We start from the raw sequence: 14,678 nt of genomic DNA on the forward strand, positions 1-14,678 counted from the left end.
AAGCGAAAGAAATTTCGCTTTTCAACTAAGTCACTAGGCGAGCAGAACGGGTATCCAATAGCTAAAACCAGACAATGTGGACCTTTAACTGAAAAGTCCGTCCAGTTGAAATGAAGACTAGTAAAGCGCCAAGCCAAAGTCCGTATAGGATTTTGGCTTAGTTACTTAGAATGCTTTATGATTAAGTTATTTGAGTGATTAGGACATGCGTCTAAACCAATCACTATAATTTGTTGGGACGCATTAGTAAAGCGTTTAAGCAATTCGCCATATAGTTACGACATATCTCGAAACAAATCGATATTATTTGTTTCGAGATATTAGTGAAGCGCCAAGCCAAAGTCTGTATAGGATTTGGTGATAGTTACTTAGACTGCTTTACAATAAAGTGATTAAAAGATTACGACATGAGCCTAACCAAATCGATATTATTTGGTTAGGTGAATTAGTGAAGCAGTTAGCTAGTCTGCATATAGCGGCTAGCGTCTAACAATTAGGAACTTTAGTTCCAATTGTTAGTACTGAATCACATCTTCTCTGGTGCTTCTACTCCGAGCAAACGAAGAGCTTCTTTGAGGACGACTGCGGTTGCGTAGCTGAGGGCCAGACGACTGTCGCGCTCTGGGCTTTTATCCAAGATACGAGTGTGAGCATAGTATTTATTGAAAGCTTGCGCCAAGCTGATTGCATACTTAGCAATGAGCGATGGATCATAGTTGTCAGAAGCACGTTTGATGACACGGGCAAAGTCTTGGAGAAGTTTGATGATTTCCCAGCTTTCGGCATCATTTAGACTGTAACTTTCTTGAGCATTTGGATGGAAGTCAGCTTTTCTAAGTAGAGACTGAATACGGGCGTAAGCGTATTGGATGTATGGCCCAGTCTCACCTTCAAATGAAACCATTGCTTCTAGGTCAAAGTCGTAACCATTTCTGCGGTCAGTTTTCAGGTCGTAGAATTTGACAGCTCCAACCCCAACAGCTTGGGCGATTTGATCCTTGTTTTCAAGGTCAGGATTTTTCGCTTCGATTTGAGCTTTAGCACGAGTGATGGCTTCTTGGAGAGTTGGCTCGAGCAGGATGATGTTTCCTTTACGAGTAGAGAGTTTTTGGCGATTTTTGGTTACAAGACCAAAGTCAACGTGAACCATATCGTCACTCCAAGCAAATCCCATTTTCTTCAAGACAGCTTTCAACTGTTTAAAGTGGTTAGATTGCTCTTGGCCGACAGCATAGACATTTTTAACAAAGTTGTATGTACGAGCACGGTAGATGGCTGTTGCGATATCACGAGTGATGTAGAGAGTAGCGCCATCTGATTTTTTAATCATAGCAGGTGGCAAATCGAAATCATCCAAGTTGACAATGCAAGCCCCTTGAGACTCTTCTAGCAAACCTTTTTCTTCCAAGATTTGTACGGCTTCATCCATCTTGTCATTGTAGAAGGCTTCACCGTTTAAGCTATCAAATTCAACACCGAGTAGTTTGTAGATACGGTTGAATTCGACCAAACTTTCATCACGGAACCATTGCCAAAGTTGAGTTGCTTCAGGATCACCATCTTCTAGTTTTTTGAACCAGAGGCGACCTTCATCGTCGAGAGCCTTGTCAGTTTCGATTTCGGCATTGATGCGAACGTAAAGTTTCAACAACTCATCGATTGGGTTGGCTTCGATGGCTTCTTTAGAACCCCACTTCTTATAAGCAACCATGAGAAGACCAAACTGTTTCCCCCAGTCTCCAAGGTGGTTGATTTTAATGGTTTTGTAGCCCATCTTCTTAAAGATATTAGAGAGGGCATCTCCGATAACTGTTGAACGCAAGTGGCCGACTGAGAAGGGTTTGGCGATATTGGGACTAGAAAGGTCAATCGTAATATTTTGCTCTTGGCCTTCCGTTTGTTGGGCGTAGTCAGCACCTTTTTCGATGATTTCTTTGATAACTGCACCAGAAATAGCAGATTTATCAAGGAAAAAGTTTACGTAAGGACCTGTTGCCACCACTTTTTCAAAGGCTTGGCTGTTGATCTTTGCAGCAATATCGGCAGCAATCACTTGCGGTGCCTTGCGTTCGACTTTTGCTAATGAGAAAGCAGGGAAAGCGACGTCTCCCATATCTGAATTTTTAGGTTGTTCTAGTAAATTGAAAATAGCCTCTTGGTCCAGGCTATCGATGACGCTAGCCAATTCGCTAGCAATCAGTTTTTTTGTATTCATAAGTAGGCTCCTTTTGGGCTTTTCTTCTATTTTAACACAATTTACTACATTTTTTGAGAAAGAAGAGAATTTTTTTGAATTCTCTATTTTTTTTGGTATAATATAGTTATAGAATAAATGTAAAATTTGTTATAAATATTCGCTTAAGAGGATAATATGAGAAAAAGAGAACGGCATCAGTTGATTAAAAAGATGATCGCTGAAGAAAAACTTGGAACACAAAAAGAGATTCAAGATCGTCTTGAAGCTCAGAATGTCTATGTGACGCAAACGACTTTGTCACGTGATTTGCGTGAAATCGGCTTGACCAAGATCAAGAAAAATGATATGGTGTATTATGTACTAGCAAATGAGACAGATAAGATTGATTTAGTTGAGTTTTTGTCTCATCATTTAGAAGGAGTTGCAAGAGCAGAATTCACCTTGGTACTTCATACAAAACTTGGGGAAGCGGCAGTCTTAGCAAACGTTGTAGATGCAAACAAGGATGAATGGATTTTAGGAACGGTTGCTGGTGCTAATACCTTATTGGTTATTTGTCGAGACCAGCACGTTGCCAAGCTGATGGAAGATCGTTTGCTAGATTTGATGAAAGATAAATAAGGTCTTGGGAGTTGCTCTCAAGACTTATTTTTAGCAAGGAGAGACGGAAAATGGCAACAGAAAAGCTATCACCCGGCATGCAACAGTATGTGGATATTAAAAAGCAATACCCAGATGCTTTTTTGCTTTTTCGGATGGGTGATTTTTACGAGTTGTTCTATGAAGATGCAATCAATGCAGCACAGATTTTAGAAATTTCCTTAACGAGTCGGAATAAAAATGCAGAAAATCCGATACCCATGGCGGGTGTCCCCTATCATTCTGCCCAGCAGTATATCGATGTTCTGATTGAACAGGGCTATAAAGTTGCCATTGCAGAACAGATGGAAGATCCCAAACAAGCGGTCGGGGTTGTCAAGCGAGAGGTGGTCCAGGTCATAACACCTGGTACAGTAGTTGATAGCAGTAAGCCCGATAGTCAGAATAATTTCTTGGTTGCCTTAGATCGTGATGGCAGTCAGTTTGGTCTGGCTTATATGGACCTGGTGACGGGTGACTTTTATGTGACAGGCTTATTGGATTTCACGCTAGTTTGTGGTGAAATTCGTAACCTCAAGGCGCGAGAAGTGGTGCTGGGTTATGACTTGTCTGAAGAAGAGGAGCAAATCCTCAGCCGTCAGATGAATCTGGTACTTTCTTATGAGAAGGAAGGCTTTGAGGATATTCATTTACTGGATCCACGTTTGGCAGCTGTGGAGCAAGCGGCAGCTAGTAAGCTCCTCCAGTATGTTCATCGGACCCAGATGCGGGAATTGAACCACCTCAAACCAGTTATCCGCTATGAAATCAAAGATTTCTTGCAGATGGATTATGCGACCAAGGCCAGTCTGGATTTGGTTGAGAATGCCCGTTCAGGCAAGAAGCAGGGGAGTCTTTTCTGGCTTTTGGATGAAACCAAAACAGCTATGGGCATGCGGCTCTTGCGCTCTTGGATCCATCGTCCCTTGATTGATAAGGAACGAATCGTCCAGCGTCAAGAGGTGGTGCAGGTCTTTCTTGACCATTTCTTTGAGCGTAGTGATTTGACAGACAGTCTCAAGGGTGTTTATGACATCGAACGCTTGGCTAGTCGTGTTTCTTTTGGCAAGACCAATCCCAAGGATCTCTTGCAATTGGCGACTACCTTATCTAGTGTGCCACGGATTCGAGCGATTTTAGAGGGAATGGAGCAGCCTGCTTTAGCTTATCTCATCGCACAGTTGGATGCCATTCCAGAGTTAGAGAGTTTGATTAGCGCAGCGATTGCTCCTGAAGCTCCTCATGTGATTACGGAAGGTGGCATTATCCGTACGGGATTTGATGAGACCTTGGATAAATACCGTCGTGTCCTCAGAGAAGGTACGAGCTGGATTGCAGAGATTGAGGCTAAGGAGAGAGAAAACTCTGGCATCAGCACGCTCAAGATTGACTACAATAAAAAAGACGGCTATTATTTCCATGTGACCAATTCGCAACTGGGAAATGTGCCAGCCCACTTTTTCCGCAAGGCGACGTTGAAAAACTCTGAACGCTTTGGTACCGAGGAATTAGCTCGTATCGAGGGAGATATGCTGGAGGCGCGTGAAAAGTCAGCCAACCTAGAGTATGAAATCTTTATGCGTATCCGTGAGGAAGTCAGCAAGTACATCCAGCGTTTGCAGGCTCTAGCCCAAGGAATTGCGACAGTTGATGTCTTGCAAAGTCTGGCAGTTGTGGCTGAAACCCAGCATTTGATTCGACCTGAGTTTGGAGAGGATTCACAAATCGCTATCCAGAAAGGACGCCATGCGGTCGTTGAAAAGGTTATGGGGGTGCAGACCTACATTCCAAACAGCATCCAGATGTCAGAAGATACCAGCATTCAACTGATTACGGGACCTAACATGAGCGGGAAGTCCACCTATATGCGCCAACTAGCCATGACGGCGGTGATGGCCCAGATGGGTTCCTATGTTCCTGCTGAGAGCGCCTACTTACCGATTTTTGATGCCATCTTTACTCGCATCGGAGCGGCAGATGACTTGGTTTCAGGTCAATCAACCTTTATGGTGGAGATGATGGAGGCCAACAATGCCATTTCGCATGCGACCAAGGACTCACTCATTCTCTTCGATGAATTGGGACGGGGAACGGCAACCTATGATGGCATGGCTCTTGCCCAGTCCATCATCGAATACATTCATGAACATATCGGAGCCAAAACCCTCTTTGCGACCCACTACCATGAGTTGACTAGTCTGGAGTCCAGTTTGGAGCACTTGGTCAATGTTCACGTGGCAACCTTGGAGCAGAATGGGCAGGTGACCTTCCTTCACAAGATTGAACCCGGACCTGCTGATAAATCCTATGGTATCCATGTTGCTAAAATTGCTGGCTTACCAGAAGAACTTTTAGCAAGAGCGGATAAGATTTTAACGCAACTGGAGAGTCAGGGGCAAGAAAGTCCTACTCCGATGAGGCAAACTAGCACCGTCACGGAACAGATTTCTCTCTTTGATACGCCAGCAGAACATCCTATCCTAGCAGAATTAGCTAAACTGGATGTTTACAACATGACACCTATGCAGGCTATGAATGTCTTAGTTGAGTTCAAACAAAAATTATAAAAAGAATCCCACTCATGTATTTGTGAGTGGGTTTTTCTTTACTTTTTATGGGCCAAAAGTTGATTGATGTGGTCCACTTTTTTAGCTTCTCTTTTATAGAGGATAGTCCAGATGATAAGGTAGACAATCGCAAACTCTGGAATGAGCTGGAGATAGAAGGTCCAGTGGAAGGGGAACCAACCAGCTAGAGTTGCCAGTGGGACAAAGCCAGCCAGCATGAGGAAGAAATGGGAAAGCGTCGCACGGAGTAAGCTCCAGTCACGGCTGAATAAGCGACCGCCAAAGCTAAAGAGAACACCGATAGCTGACCAGATGATCATACAGTAGAGCAAGACCAGAGCACCGTGAACCTGATGTTCCACCATCACTTGTCCGACTAGAGACTCGGGGCTCAGTGGGGCATAGGTATTTGGTGCATAAATGAGTGAAAAGAGGATAGAGAGGATGAGGCCGATGAGGACGCCAGCAGCTGCGTCGTGAAAGATTTGTTTTTTCATAGTTCTAATTTCTCCTTGATGGTTTTTAGGTAACGGCGTGAAGAGTAGGTGAAGCTTTCGTTTTTCAAGAAAATTTCAACCAGACCGTTGGGGGTTAGTTTGAGATGAGAGATAGCGTCAATATTAACGATTTCTGATTGGGAAATTTGGATAAAAGTGGTCGGCAGCATTTCAAGAACCTGATAGAGTCGCAAATCAATACTGTAGGTCTGACTAGCAGTTTCTGCTAGAACCTTGCGATTCTCGATATAGAAGCGCTGAATCTTGCCAATTTCAACTAGATAGACCTGATCATCAATCTTTCCTTTGATTGTTTCTTTTTGGTCAAGATTTTCAGCGAATTCGATGACTTTCTGGACTTTTTCGGTCGGCTGAGGTGCTTGGACAATCAGCTTTTCCTCCTCGTAAGTCTCCTTAATCTGTAGTTCTACTTTCATAAATTTCCCTCCTTTTCAGTTATACAAGGTTAATCTCACTTCTTGTACACCTTTATTAATACTCTTCAAAAATCAAATTCAAACCACGTCAGCGTCGTCTTGCCGTACTAAAGTACTGTCTGCGCCTAGCTTTCTAGTTTGCTCTTTGATTTTTATTGAGTATACCACTATTTTACGACCCATGGCAAGAGCTTTTGCCTATGTGCACAGATTTAGCGTCTATGTGGCATTTGCTTTTTCTGGTAACATCTGAAATATGGTATAATAGCACTAATCAATTTCTAGGAAAATAGATACAGAAAGGGGCTGAAAGATGTCTCATATTGTTGAATTGCCAGAGGTACTGGCAAACCAGATAGCGGCAGGAGAAGTGATTGAACGTCCTGCCAGTGTGGTCAAAGAGTTGGTAGAAAATGCCATTGACGCGGGCTCAAGTCAGATTATCATTGAGATTGAGGAAGCTGGTCTTAAGAAGATTCAAATCACAGATAATGGTCATGGAATTGCCCACGATGAGGTGGAATTGGCCCTACGTCGTCATGCAACCAGTAAGATAAAAAATCAAGCAGACCTCTTTCGGATTCGGACGCTTGGTTTTCGAGGTGAAGCCCTGCCCTCTATCGCTTCTGTCAGTGTGCTGACTCTGTTGACGGCGGTGGATGGCGCGAGTCATGGGACCAAGCTCGTCGCGCGTGGAGGTCAAGTCGAAGAAATCATCCCAGCGACAAGTCCTGTGGGAACCAAGGTTTGTGTGGAGGACCTCTTTTTCAACACGCCTGCCCGTCTCAAGTATATGAAGAGCCAGCAAGCGGAGCTGTCTCATATCATCGATATTGTCAACCGTCTGGGCCTTGCTCATCCTGAGATTTCTTTTAGCTTGATTAGTGATGGCAAGGAAATGACCCGAACAGCTGGTACGGGTCAACTGCGTCAAGCCATTGCTGGGATTTACGGTTTGGCAAGTGCCAAGAAGATGATAGCCATTGAGAATTCGGATCTAGACTTTGAAATTACAGGTTTTGTGTCCTTGCCTGAGTTGACTCGTGCCAACCGCAACTATATCAGTCTCTTCATCAATGGCCGTTATATCAAGAATTTCCTGCTCAATCGTGCTATTCTTGATGGCTATGGCAGCAAGCTCATGGTGGGACGTTTTCCGCTGGCCGTGATTCATATCCATATCGACCCTTATCTAGCGGATGTCAATGTGCATCCAACCAAGCAAGAGGTGCGAATTTCTAAGGAAAGAGAGCTGATGGCACTTGTCTCAGAAGCTATCGCAAAGAGTCTCAAGGAACAGACCTTGATTCCAGATGCTTTAGAAAATCTTGCCAAGTCGACCGTGCGTAATCGTCAAAAGGTGGAGCAGACCATTCTCCCACTCAAAGAAAATACGCTCTACTATGAAAAAACAGAACTCTCAAAACCCAGTCAAGTTGAGGTTTCAGACCATCAAGTAGACTTGACTGAGGAAAGGCAGGATTTAACCTTGTTTGCCAAGGAAACCTTGGACCAGTTGACCAAGCCTGCAAAACTGCATTTTGCAGAGAGAAAGCCAGCTAGCTATGACCAACTGGACCATCCAGAACTAGATTTAGCCAGTCTCGATAAAGCCTATGACAAGCTGGAGCGAGAAGAATCATCCAGCTTCCCAGAGTTGGAGTTTTTCGGACAGATGCACGGGACCTATCTCTTTGCCCAGGGGCGAGATGGACTCTACATCATAGACCAGCACGCGGCTCAGGAACGAGTCAAGTACGAGGAATACCGTGAAAGCATCGGCAATGTTGACCAGAGTCAGCAACAACTCCTAGTGCCCTACATCTTTGAATTCCCAGTGGATGATGCCCTTCGTCTCAGGGAAAGAATGCCTCTTTTAGAGGAAGCGGGCGTCTTTCTAGCAGAGTACGGAGAAAATCAATTCATCCTGCGTGAACATCCTATTTGGATGGCAGAAGAAGAGATTGAGTCAGGTATCTATGAAATGTGCGACATGCTGCTCTTGACCAAGGAAGTTTCGATCAAGAAATACCGAGCAGAGCTAGCCATCATGATGTCCTGCAAGCGGTCTATCAAGGCCAACCATCGTATCGATGACCACTCAGCCAGACAGCTCCTTTATCAGCTTTCCCAATGTGACAACCCCTATAACTGTCCGCATGGACGTCCTGTTTTGGTGCATTTCACCAAGTCGGATATGGAAAAGATGTTCCGACGCATTCAGGAAAATCATACCAGTCTTCGTGAGTTGGGAAAATATTAAGAACACAAAAAGCCTTTGTTCCTTTTCGAACAAGGCTTTTTAGTTTTTCCAAAGTGGGAACTTTGATTGGACATGGGCAAGTTGACACGAGGTTTACACTTGCTTGACAAGACCAGTCCTATAAAAAGTGTTGTGAAAACTGAACTAGGTGATTCAAGATTTTGTAGAGTCGTCATGGTCTGAATGATTCTCAAGACCAATGACCTTATCAAGATAACGTTGTTTGGTTTTGAGAACCTTATTGATAGCGACAGCAGAAGCGATTAAGAGAACGAAGGTTAGCCAGATCCAAGTGGTGAATTCAGCTGGAAAACTAGAACCGGCTAAAAAGAGATAGATAGCCAGAGCCAATACAAAAATATAAATCACTTGCCAGAGACCAAAGGATTTAACCTTTTTATAGTATTTATCCTTGTCTTCCTCCAAAATCACTGCTGTGGAAGCTTTTTCAGAGATTTTATCCAGTAGTAGATAGTCAGTTGTCACTTGGAAAATCTTGCTTATTTCAATGATTTTTTCAATTTCAGGAAGGACTTGTCCAGACTCCCATTTGGAGATGCTTTGCCGAGAAACATTGATTTGTTCTGCTAGCTTTTCTTGGGACCAACCTTTTTCCTTTCGGAGTTCAAATAGTTTTTCTGCGAGTTTCATCATTCTATCCTCCTTTTTCTACCTCTATCCTAACAATTTTTACTTATAATGAGAATACAATCTCCTGTACTATTTGTCAACCAGAGGTTGCACTTGTGTTTGCAGTTTTCAGCAAAAAAATATGATATACTAGGTAAGAAAAAGCGAAGAAATTATGAAAAAGGAATGAAAGATGAAAGAATTTTTTGCCCTCCCCAAGCAAATTCAAATGCGGGAATGGATGAGCTTTGTAGCACGGATTTTAGAGAGTGCCATTACTCCTTTTATGGCCATGTACTATGTTCAATATTTTGGAGCCTTTTGGGCGGGGTTATTGATGATCACAACCAAACTCATTGGTTTTTTAGCTGGACTGTATGGTGGACATTTGGCGGATCTTTGGGGACGTAAGAAAGTCATTGACTGGGGAAACTTTGGTCTTGCTAGTGGCTACTTTCTTGTGCTGCTGGCAAATATGCCTAATCATATTTTTCCCTTTTTGACTTTTGTCGGAATGTTGCTGGCAGAGACCGCAGGAACTTTCTCTTGGCCGGCTATTGATGCGATGATTATTGATTTGACCGACGAGCAAAATCGCCGTTTCGTTTATACGATTAGTTATTGGTTTGTCAATGTATCCGTTATGTTAGGAGCAGGGCTTGCAGGTTTCTTTTACGACCACCATTTTTTTGAGCTGCTTCTGGTTTTGACGGTGATTAGCTTCTTGAATTTTTTCCTCGCTTGGAAATATTTTTCAGAAAGCAAGCCAGCTAATCTGGTCTTTGAGCATGGTAGCAGTCCTTTGGCAACTGTGAAAAATTATGTTTCTGTTTTTCAGGACAAAATTTTCCTACTTTATACGTTAGGGACTGTATTTAATGGTGTTATCTGGTTGCAAATTGACAATTATATACCCGTTCATTTGAAAGAGTCATTCATCGCGAGTAGTGTTTTCGGTATTCATATTTCAGGAGCTAAGATGCTCAGTATCATGGTTTTTATCAATACCCTGATTATTGTTTGCTTCATAACGACTGCCAATCGTTTGACCAAGGAAATGAAGATCATACCGCAGTTTTTATTGGGAAGTATTATCTTTGACTTGGGTATGCTTTTCACCATTGTCTTCAGGAGTTTCTGGGCTCTGTTTTTGCTAGCCATTCTCTATACTATGGGGGAACTCATCTGCATGCCACCAAGCCAAGTTTTGCGGGCGGAAATGATGAATGAGAATAAGCTCGGAACCTACTCAGGTTTCCTTAATATGGCGCAGCCTTTAGCGTCTATTTTAGCGGGGGCGATGATTTCTATCAGCGCTGCAACAGGTGCTGTAGGTGTTTGGCTCGTTTTTATTGTGTGTGCAGTACTTGGGTTGCTTCTTATCATCAGAGCAGCGCATTTACAAGGAATTGCAAATCAATTATAGAAAGTGAAAATTATGTACGAATATCTAAAAGGAATCATTACCAAAATCACTGCTAAATACATCGTCCTAGAAGCTAACGGTATCGGCTATATCCTGCATGTGGCCAATCCTTATGCCTATTCAGGTCAGGTGAATCAAGAAACTCAGATTTATGTGCACCAAGTTGTCCGTGAGGATGCCCATCTGCTTTACGGCTTTCGCTCAGAAGATGAGAAAAAACTCTTTCTTAGTCTGATTTCGGTTTCGGGGATTGGTCCTGTGTCAGCTTTGGCTATCATCGCAGCTGATGACAATGCTGGCTTGGTTCAAGCCATCGAGACTAAGAACATCACCTACTTGACCAAGTTCCCCAAAATTGGCAAGAAAACAGCCCAACAGATGGTGCTGGACTTGGAAGGCAAGGTAGTCGTGGCTAGTGATGACCTTCCTGCCAAAGTCGCTGTGCAAGCGAGTAATGAAAACCAAGAACTGGAAGAAGCTATGGAAGCCATGCTGGCACTGGGATACAAGGCAACAGAGCTCAAGAAAATCAAGAAATTCTTTGAAGGAACAACGGATACAGCTGAAAACTACATCAAGTCAGCCCTCAAGATGTTGGTGAAATAGGAGAAAATATATGACAAAACGCTGTGGTTGGGTTAAAATGAACAACCCTTTATATGTAGCCTATCATGATGAAGAGTGGGGCCAACCCCTTCATGATGACCGTTCTCTTTTTGAGTTGCTTTGTTTGGAAACTTACCAGTCAGGTCTATCTTGGGAAACGGTACTAAACAAACGCCAAGGATTCCGAGAAGTCTTTTACAACTACCAAGTTCAACGTGTCGCGGAAATGACAGATGGGGAGTTGGAAGCCTTGTTAGAGAATCCAGCCATCATCCGAAATCGTGCCAAGCTCTTTGCGACACGTGCCAACGCCCAAGCATTTTTACAAGTTCAGAAAACCTTTGGCTCTTTTGACACTTATCTATGGTCCTTTGTTGAGGGGAAAACGATTGTAAATGATGTTCCTGACTATCACCTAGCGCCTGCTAAAACAGCCTTGTCTGAAAAGTTATCTCAAGATCTCAAAAAACGTGGTTTCAAATTCGCAGGTCCAGTCGCAGTTTTAGCTTTTCTACAAGCAGCAGGCCTGGTTGATGACCACGAGAATGATTGCGAGTGGAAAAACGGAAATTAGTGAGTCCAAGCGTCTAACTATCTGAGAAAATAGAAAAAGCTGAGAAAATTATCTCAGCTTTTTGATTATATGCTAGTAACTTTTATAGTGCAGTAAGAAATGTCAGTCCACCTAAGACAACGCCAGCTGAGTTTGGAATAATTAGTATCCAATCCTTCTTAGGCTCTTTTGTCCATCCGTAAATAACCCAAATTAAACAAGATACTGCTGCGGATAAAGGCTGGAATGGTTGAGCTTTGTTGCCTTGTAAATTGGCAAAAATTTGTGGGATGTAGGCGATAAATACAATAATCCCGATAAAGGCCCCGATTGAACCGACAATTTGATTTATTTTTTGTTTAGTCATATACACCTCCTTTAAAAAGATATCATAGAAATAAGCAAAATGCAATAAATTCAGACACAAATTGTAACGAAAATCAATACCAAAGCACAAAAATGGAGAAATTGTTTATTTTTTGTTATCGTCAAAGCGAATGACTTGCTCCTGTGCATCTACATAGGCGTGAACGCCAAAGGGAACAATGGCTCTTGGCGTTGCGTGGCCGACATTTAGATTATAGACAATCGGGATATTGTTATCAATGATATCCAATAGTGCTTCCTTATAGTCGTCATAGAAGGCTTCATCCATTGGCTTTCCGACCAAGAGTCCACTGATTACCTCAAATACTCCAGTTTCTTTCAAAGTCTGCACCATCTGTTTGAAGTTTTCCGGCTCAGGCTTTTCTTCGCTTGTTTCTAGTAAGAGAATCTTTCCTTCCCAGTCTGACAAGTCAGGGAAAAGTTTGTATTTTTGGCAGAGGTCGGTGCTATCTGCGTGTAGAGAGTTGTCAAAAATATCATAGAGAGACTCAAGACAACCACCGAGAATTTCTCCCTCAAACTGAGCATTTCCTTGCAACAAGTCAAAACCAGTATTTGTATGACTGATACGAGCTGTTCCCAGGGCCTTGGGACTAAAGTCAATCCGTTCCTCATACCAAACGTCACTAGGGCGGATTTCTGAGATTCTTCCTGTCTTGATCAATTCTTTAAAGTAGTGAAAGCTATAGGGCAACATCTCATTGTCTAATTCACAAATGTCTGCTAAAAAGGATTGCCCATAAAAAGTCTTGACCCCTAGTTTGTGCAACATAAGGTGGTTCATAGTGGTATCTGAGAAGCCAAGAAAAATCTTTGGCTTGATAACCTTTTGAAGCTGGTCGTTTTCAAAAAGATAAGGTAGCAAGCGATAGGTATCATCCCCACCGATGGCGCAGAGGATCATGTCGATGCTATCATCAGAAAAGGCCAGCATCAAATCTTCTGCACGTGCCTCAGGATGATCCTTGATAAAGTCTAATCCTTTTTGCGAATGAGGCAAAAAGATAGGATTGAGTCCCAAATTCTTGAGACGTTGGACACCTAAGTCGACTTCGTGTTTGACAAAATCCTCTCCGATAACACCACTAGACAAACTAACAATACCAATAGTAGAAACCATATCTCATCCTCCTAGAAATAGATTGATACTCTTCGAAAATCAAATTCAAACCACGTCAGCTTTGCCTTGCCGTGTCTATGTTACTGACTTCGTCAGTTCTATCTACAACCTCAAAGCAGTGCTTTGAGCAACCTGCGGCTAGCTTCCTAGTTTGCTCTTTGATTTTGATTGAGTATGAGCCTATTCTATCACAAAAGATGAGAGAAAACTATAAGAATCAGACTCAGAAGTGCTATTGGATCTCAAGAAAGCAAGTGAAAAAGCAACCGCCTGTGCAGTTGCTTTTCGTTTTTCTAATCTCGCTAGATATGAGTTACTTGGTCAACTCTTGATTATAGGAGAGGGCTAAATCAATCCAGTAAGGAAGTTCTTTTTGACCTTCGATATCTAGGTCTATATAGCCATGATAAGGTCGCCCTCTCATCAATGTAGTATGAGCTCCTGTTCGGGGTAGAACTTGCTTCTCCATTTCTTTGCCAATTCTCACCATAACCAGCTCGTCCTTTCTGGAACTGACTGTAAGGACCATTTTCCCACGAATCATAAAGGCAAGACCACCAAACAGTTTCTTTTCTTCTAACTCTTCTTCGAAAATTTGGGGAGGAAGTTTGAGTGCTAGAATTTTTCGAATCTGCTGAGCTAAAGATTGACTATATGCCATAGCTTTTCACTTTTCTTAATAACGTGATGGGCCCGCGCTTGCACTTCGGATATTGAAACGTTTCTTGAGATAGAAGCGAAGAGCGAGAAGGGCAGCTCCTAGGATAGCCAAAGGCAATGGAGCAAGGACTGGATTGAGGTTGGCTGGTAGGAAGCTTGTTGCAAAGAAGACAACCAACCAAAGAACCATAGAAGCCAGGATAACGAGGATTGATTTCCAGAATGGAGGACGTTGGCTACGGTCTGTGTCTGGTCCATAGTACTGGTAGACAAAGTAGTACATCAAGTAGAAGGCAAGTCCTCCTACAAGTCCAACCAACAAGAGGGTAATCAACCCATAGCCAATAGCCTGATCTGTAGAGAAGAAGGTAGTCAGAGCGCTAACCAATGCAAAGAGACTGGTGATAAAAAGGGCTGAGTCCATAATCATGAGTTTTGGATCGTCATTTTCTTTTGGATGCTCTTTTTCGTATTGCTCCTTGACAGTGAAGCTATGAGCCCAGTGGGTTGGAGCCCCGTAGAGGGAACGTGCAGTCGTTCCTTTGGCTTGCTCTTCAAGGATTTTAGGAATGACTTCTTCAAAAACAGCCTTGATTTCAGCGTCTGTTTTACCATCTTTGATAAATTGTTGGGTAGCGATGTGGATAAACTCTTGGTTTTTCTTAGTTAATTTTTGTAAATCAATCTGAGACATAG

General features: G+C 42.8%; 14 protein-coding genes. 6 read left to right on the forward strand and 8 right to left on the reverse strand.

Annotated elements, in window-relative coordinates:
- Window positions 1-526 precede the first annotated feature (526 nt).
- The gene (gene argS, locus ACVC7S_RS04855; protein WP_447266393.1) at window positions 527-2,215 is read right to left on the reverse strand and encodes an arginine--tRNA ligase; all 1,689 of its coding nucleotides are present in this window, start codon (window positions 2,213-2,215) and stop codon (window positions 527-529) included.
- A 156-nt stretch (window positions 2,216-2,371) separates the two neighbouring features.
- Between argS and argR the strand changes: the two genes are divergently transcribed.
- Window positions 2,372-2,818: an arginine repressor gene (gene argR / locus ACVC7S_RS04860; RefSeq protein WP_096408522.1), complete on the forward strand. Its 447-nt coding sequence runs from the start codon at window positions 2,372-2,374 to the stop codon at window positions 2,816-2,818.
- A 50-nt stretch (window positions 2,819-2,868) separates the two neighbouring features.
- Window positions 2,869-5,403 (forward strand): DNA mismatch repair protein MutS, encoded by a 2,535-nt coding sequence (gene mutS, locus ACVC7S_RS04865; RefSeq protein ID WP_447266394.1) that lies wholly within the window; start codon window positions 2,869-2,871, stop codon window positions 5,401-5,403.
- 38 nt (window positions 5,404-5,441) lie between these two features.
- Here mutS and ACVC7S_RS04870 read toward each other — a convergent pair whose 3' ends face one another.
- Both ACVC7S_RS04870 and ACVC7S_RS04875 read right to left on the reverse strand, forming a co-directional pair.
- Window positions 5,442-5,900 carry a DUF3021 domain-containing protein gene (locus ACVC7S_RS04870; protein WP_096408517.1) on the reverse strand — a complete coding sequence of 153 codons (459 nt, stop codon included), beginning with the start codon at window positions 5,898-5,900 and terminating at the stop codon, window positions 5,442-5,444.
- The gene (locus ACVC7S_RS04875; RefSeq protein ID WP_447266395.1) at window positions 5,897-6,337 is read right to left on the reverse strand and encodes a LytTR family DNA-binding domain-containing protein; all 441 of its coding nucleotides are present in this window, start codon (window positions 6,335-6,337) and stop codon (window positions 5,897-5,899) included. Before ACVC7S_RS04875 ends, ACVC7S_RS04870 begins: the two co-directional genes overlap by 4 nt.
- Before the next feature lie 313 nt (window positions 6,338-6,650).
- Between ACVC7S_RS04875 and mutL the strand changes: the two genes are divergently transcribed.
- A complete protein-coding gene (gene mutL / locus ACVC7S_RS04880) occupies window positions 6,651-8,600 on the forward strand; it encodes a DNA mismatch repair endonuclease MutL (RefSeq protein ID WP_447266396.1) in 1,950 nt (649 codons plus the stop codon).
- A gap of 153 nt (window positions 8,601-8,753) precedes the next feature.
- On the opposite strand, the gene ACVC7S_RS04885 is transcribed toward mutL, so the two are convergent.
- Entirely contained in the window at window positions 8,754-9,251 is a 498-nt protein-coding gene (locus ACVC7S_RS04885; RefSeq protein WP_447266463.1) for a helix-turn-helix domain-containing protein, read from the reverse strand.
- 172 nt (window positions 9,252-9,423) lie between these two features.
- Here ACVC7S_RS04885 and ACVC7S_RS04890 point away from each other — a divergent pair, with 172 nt between their 5' ends.
- The 3 genes from ACVC7S_RS04890 to ACVC7S_RS04900 are packed head-to-tail and all read left to right on the forward strand — an operon-like array spanning window position 9,424 to window position 11,836.
- Complete coding sequence (locus ACVC7S_RS04890) at window positions 9,424-10,656, forward strand: MFS transporter (RefSeq protein WP_316584470.1); 1,233 nt, start codon at window positions 9,424-9,426, stop codon at window positions 10,654-10,656.
- 12 nt (window positions 10,657-10,668) lie between these two features.
- On the forward strand, window positions 10,669-11,262 hold the full coding sequence (ruvA, locus tag ACVC7S_RS04895) for a Holliday junction branch migration protein RuvA (RefSeq protein ID WP_042767653.1): 594 nt from the start codon (window positions 10,669-10,671) through the stop codon (window positions 11,260-11,262).
- A 10-nt stretch (window positions 11,263-11,272) separates the two neighbouring features.
- Window positions 11,273-11,836 (forward strand): DNA-3-methyladenine glycosylase I, encoded by a 564-nt coding sequence (locus ACVC7S_RS04900; protein WP_447266397.1) that lies wholly within the window; start codon window positions 11,273-11,275, stop codon window positions 11,834-11,836.
- 82 nt (window positions 11,837-11,918) lie between these two features.
- Here ACVC7S_RS04900 and ACVC7S_RS04905 read toward each other — a convergent pair whose 3' ends face one another.
- The 4 genes from ACVC7S_RS04905 to ACVC7S_RS04920 form a co-directional block, all read right to left on the reverse strand.
- The gene (locus ACVC7S_RS04905; protein ID WP_000166112.1) at window positions 11,919-12,182 is read right to left on the reverse strand and encodes a SemiSWEET family transporter; all 264 of its coding nucleotides are present in this window, start codon (window positions 12,180-12,182) and stop codon (window positions 11,919-11,921) included.
- A 105-nt stretch (window positions 12,183-12,287) separates the two neighbouring features.
- Complete coding sequence (locus tag ACVC7S_RS04910; protein ID WP_447266398.1) at window positions 12,288-13,322, reverse strand: S66 family peptidase; 1,035 nt, start codon at window positions 13,320-13,322, stop codon at window positions 12,288-12,290.
- A 313-nt stretch (window positions 13,323-13,635) separates the two neighbouring features.
- Window positions 13,636-13,983 (reverse strand): TfoX/Sxy family protein, encoded by a 348-nt coding sequence (locus ACVC7S_RS04915; protein ID WP_000331825.1) that lies wholly within the window; start codon window positions 13,981-13,983, stop codon window positions 13,636-13,638.
- A gap of 15 nt (window positions 13,984-13,998) precedes the next feature.
- Complete coding sequence (locus ACVC7S_RS04920; RefSeq protein ID WP_000077994.1) at window positions 13,999-14,676, reverse strand: DUF1129 domain-containing protein; 678 nt, start codon at window positions 14,674-14,676, stop codon at window positions 13,999-14,001.
- Window positions 14,677-14,678: the final 2 nt, after the last annotated feature.

The organism is Streptococcus sp. Z556 (genome assembly GCF_053010225.1).

Excerpts from the sequence above, each read along its gene's own strand:
- argS (WP_447266393.1), bottom strand. The coding sequence starts at position 2,215 with ATGAATACAAAAAAACTGATTGCTAGCGAATTGGCTAGCGTCATCGAT.
- argR (WP_096408522.1), top strand. The coding sequence starts at position 2,372 with ATGAGAAAAAGAGAACGGCATCAGTTGATTAAAAAGATGATCGCTGAA.
- mutS (WP_447266394.1), top strand. The coding sequence starts at position 2,869 with ATGGCAACAGAAAAGCTATCACCCGGCATGCAACAGTATGTGGATATT.
- ACVC7S_RS04870 (WP_096408517.1), bottom strand. The coding sequence starts at position 5,900 with ATGAAAAAACAAATCTTTCACGACGCAGCTGCTGGCGTCCTCATCGGC.
- ACVC7S_RS04875 (WP_447266395.1), bottom strand. The coding sequence starts at position 6,337 with ATGAAAGTAGAACTACAGATTAAGGAGACTTACGAGGAGGAAAAGCTG.
- mutL (WP_447266396.1), top strand. The coding sequence starts at position 6,651 with ATGTCTCATATTGTTGAATTGCCAGAGGTACTGGCAAACCAGATAGCG.
- ACVC7S_RS04885 (WP_447266463.1), bottom strand. The coding sequence starts at position 9,251 with ATGAAACTCGCAGAAAAACTATTTGAACTCCGAAAGGAAAAAGGTTGG.
- ACVC7S_RS04890 (WP_316584470.1), top strand. The coding sequence starts at position 9,424 with ATGAAAGAATTTTTTGCCCTCCCCAAGCAAATTCAAATGCGGGAATGG.
- ruvA (WP_042767653.1), top strand. The coding sequence starts at position 10,669 with ATGTACGAATATCTAAAAGGAATCATTACCAAAATCACTGCTAAATAC.
- ACVC7S_RS04900 (WP_447266397.1), top strand. The coding sequence starts at position 11,273 with ATGACAAAACGCTGTGGTTGGGTTAAAATGAACAACCCTTTATATGTA.
- ACVC7S_RS04905 (WP_000166112.1), bottom strand. The coding sequence starts at position 12,182 with ATGACTAAACAAAAAATAAATCAAATTGTCGGTTCAATCGGGGCCTTT.
- ACVC7S_RS04910 (WP_447266398.1), bottom strand. The coding sequence starts at position 13,322 with ATGGTTTCTACTATTGGTATTGTTAGTTTGTCTAGTGGTGTTATCGGA.
- ACVC7S_RS04915 (WP_000331825.1), bottom strand. The coding sequence starts at position 13,983 with ATGGCATATAGTCAATCTTTAGCTCAGCAGATTCGAAAAATTCTAGCA.
- ACVC7S_RS04920 (WP_000077994.1), bottom strand. The coding sequence starts at position 14,676 with ATGTCTCAGATTGATTTACAAAAATTAACTAAGAAAAACCAAGAGTTT.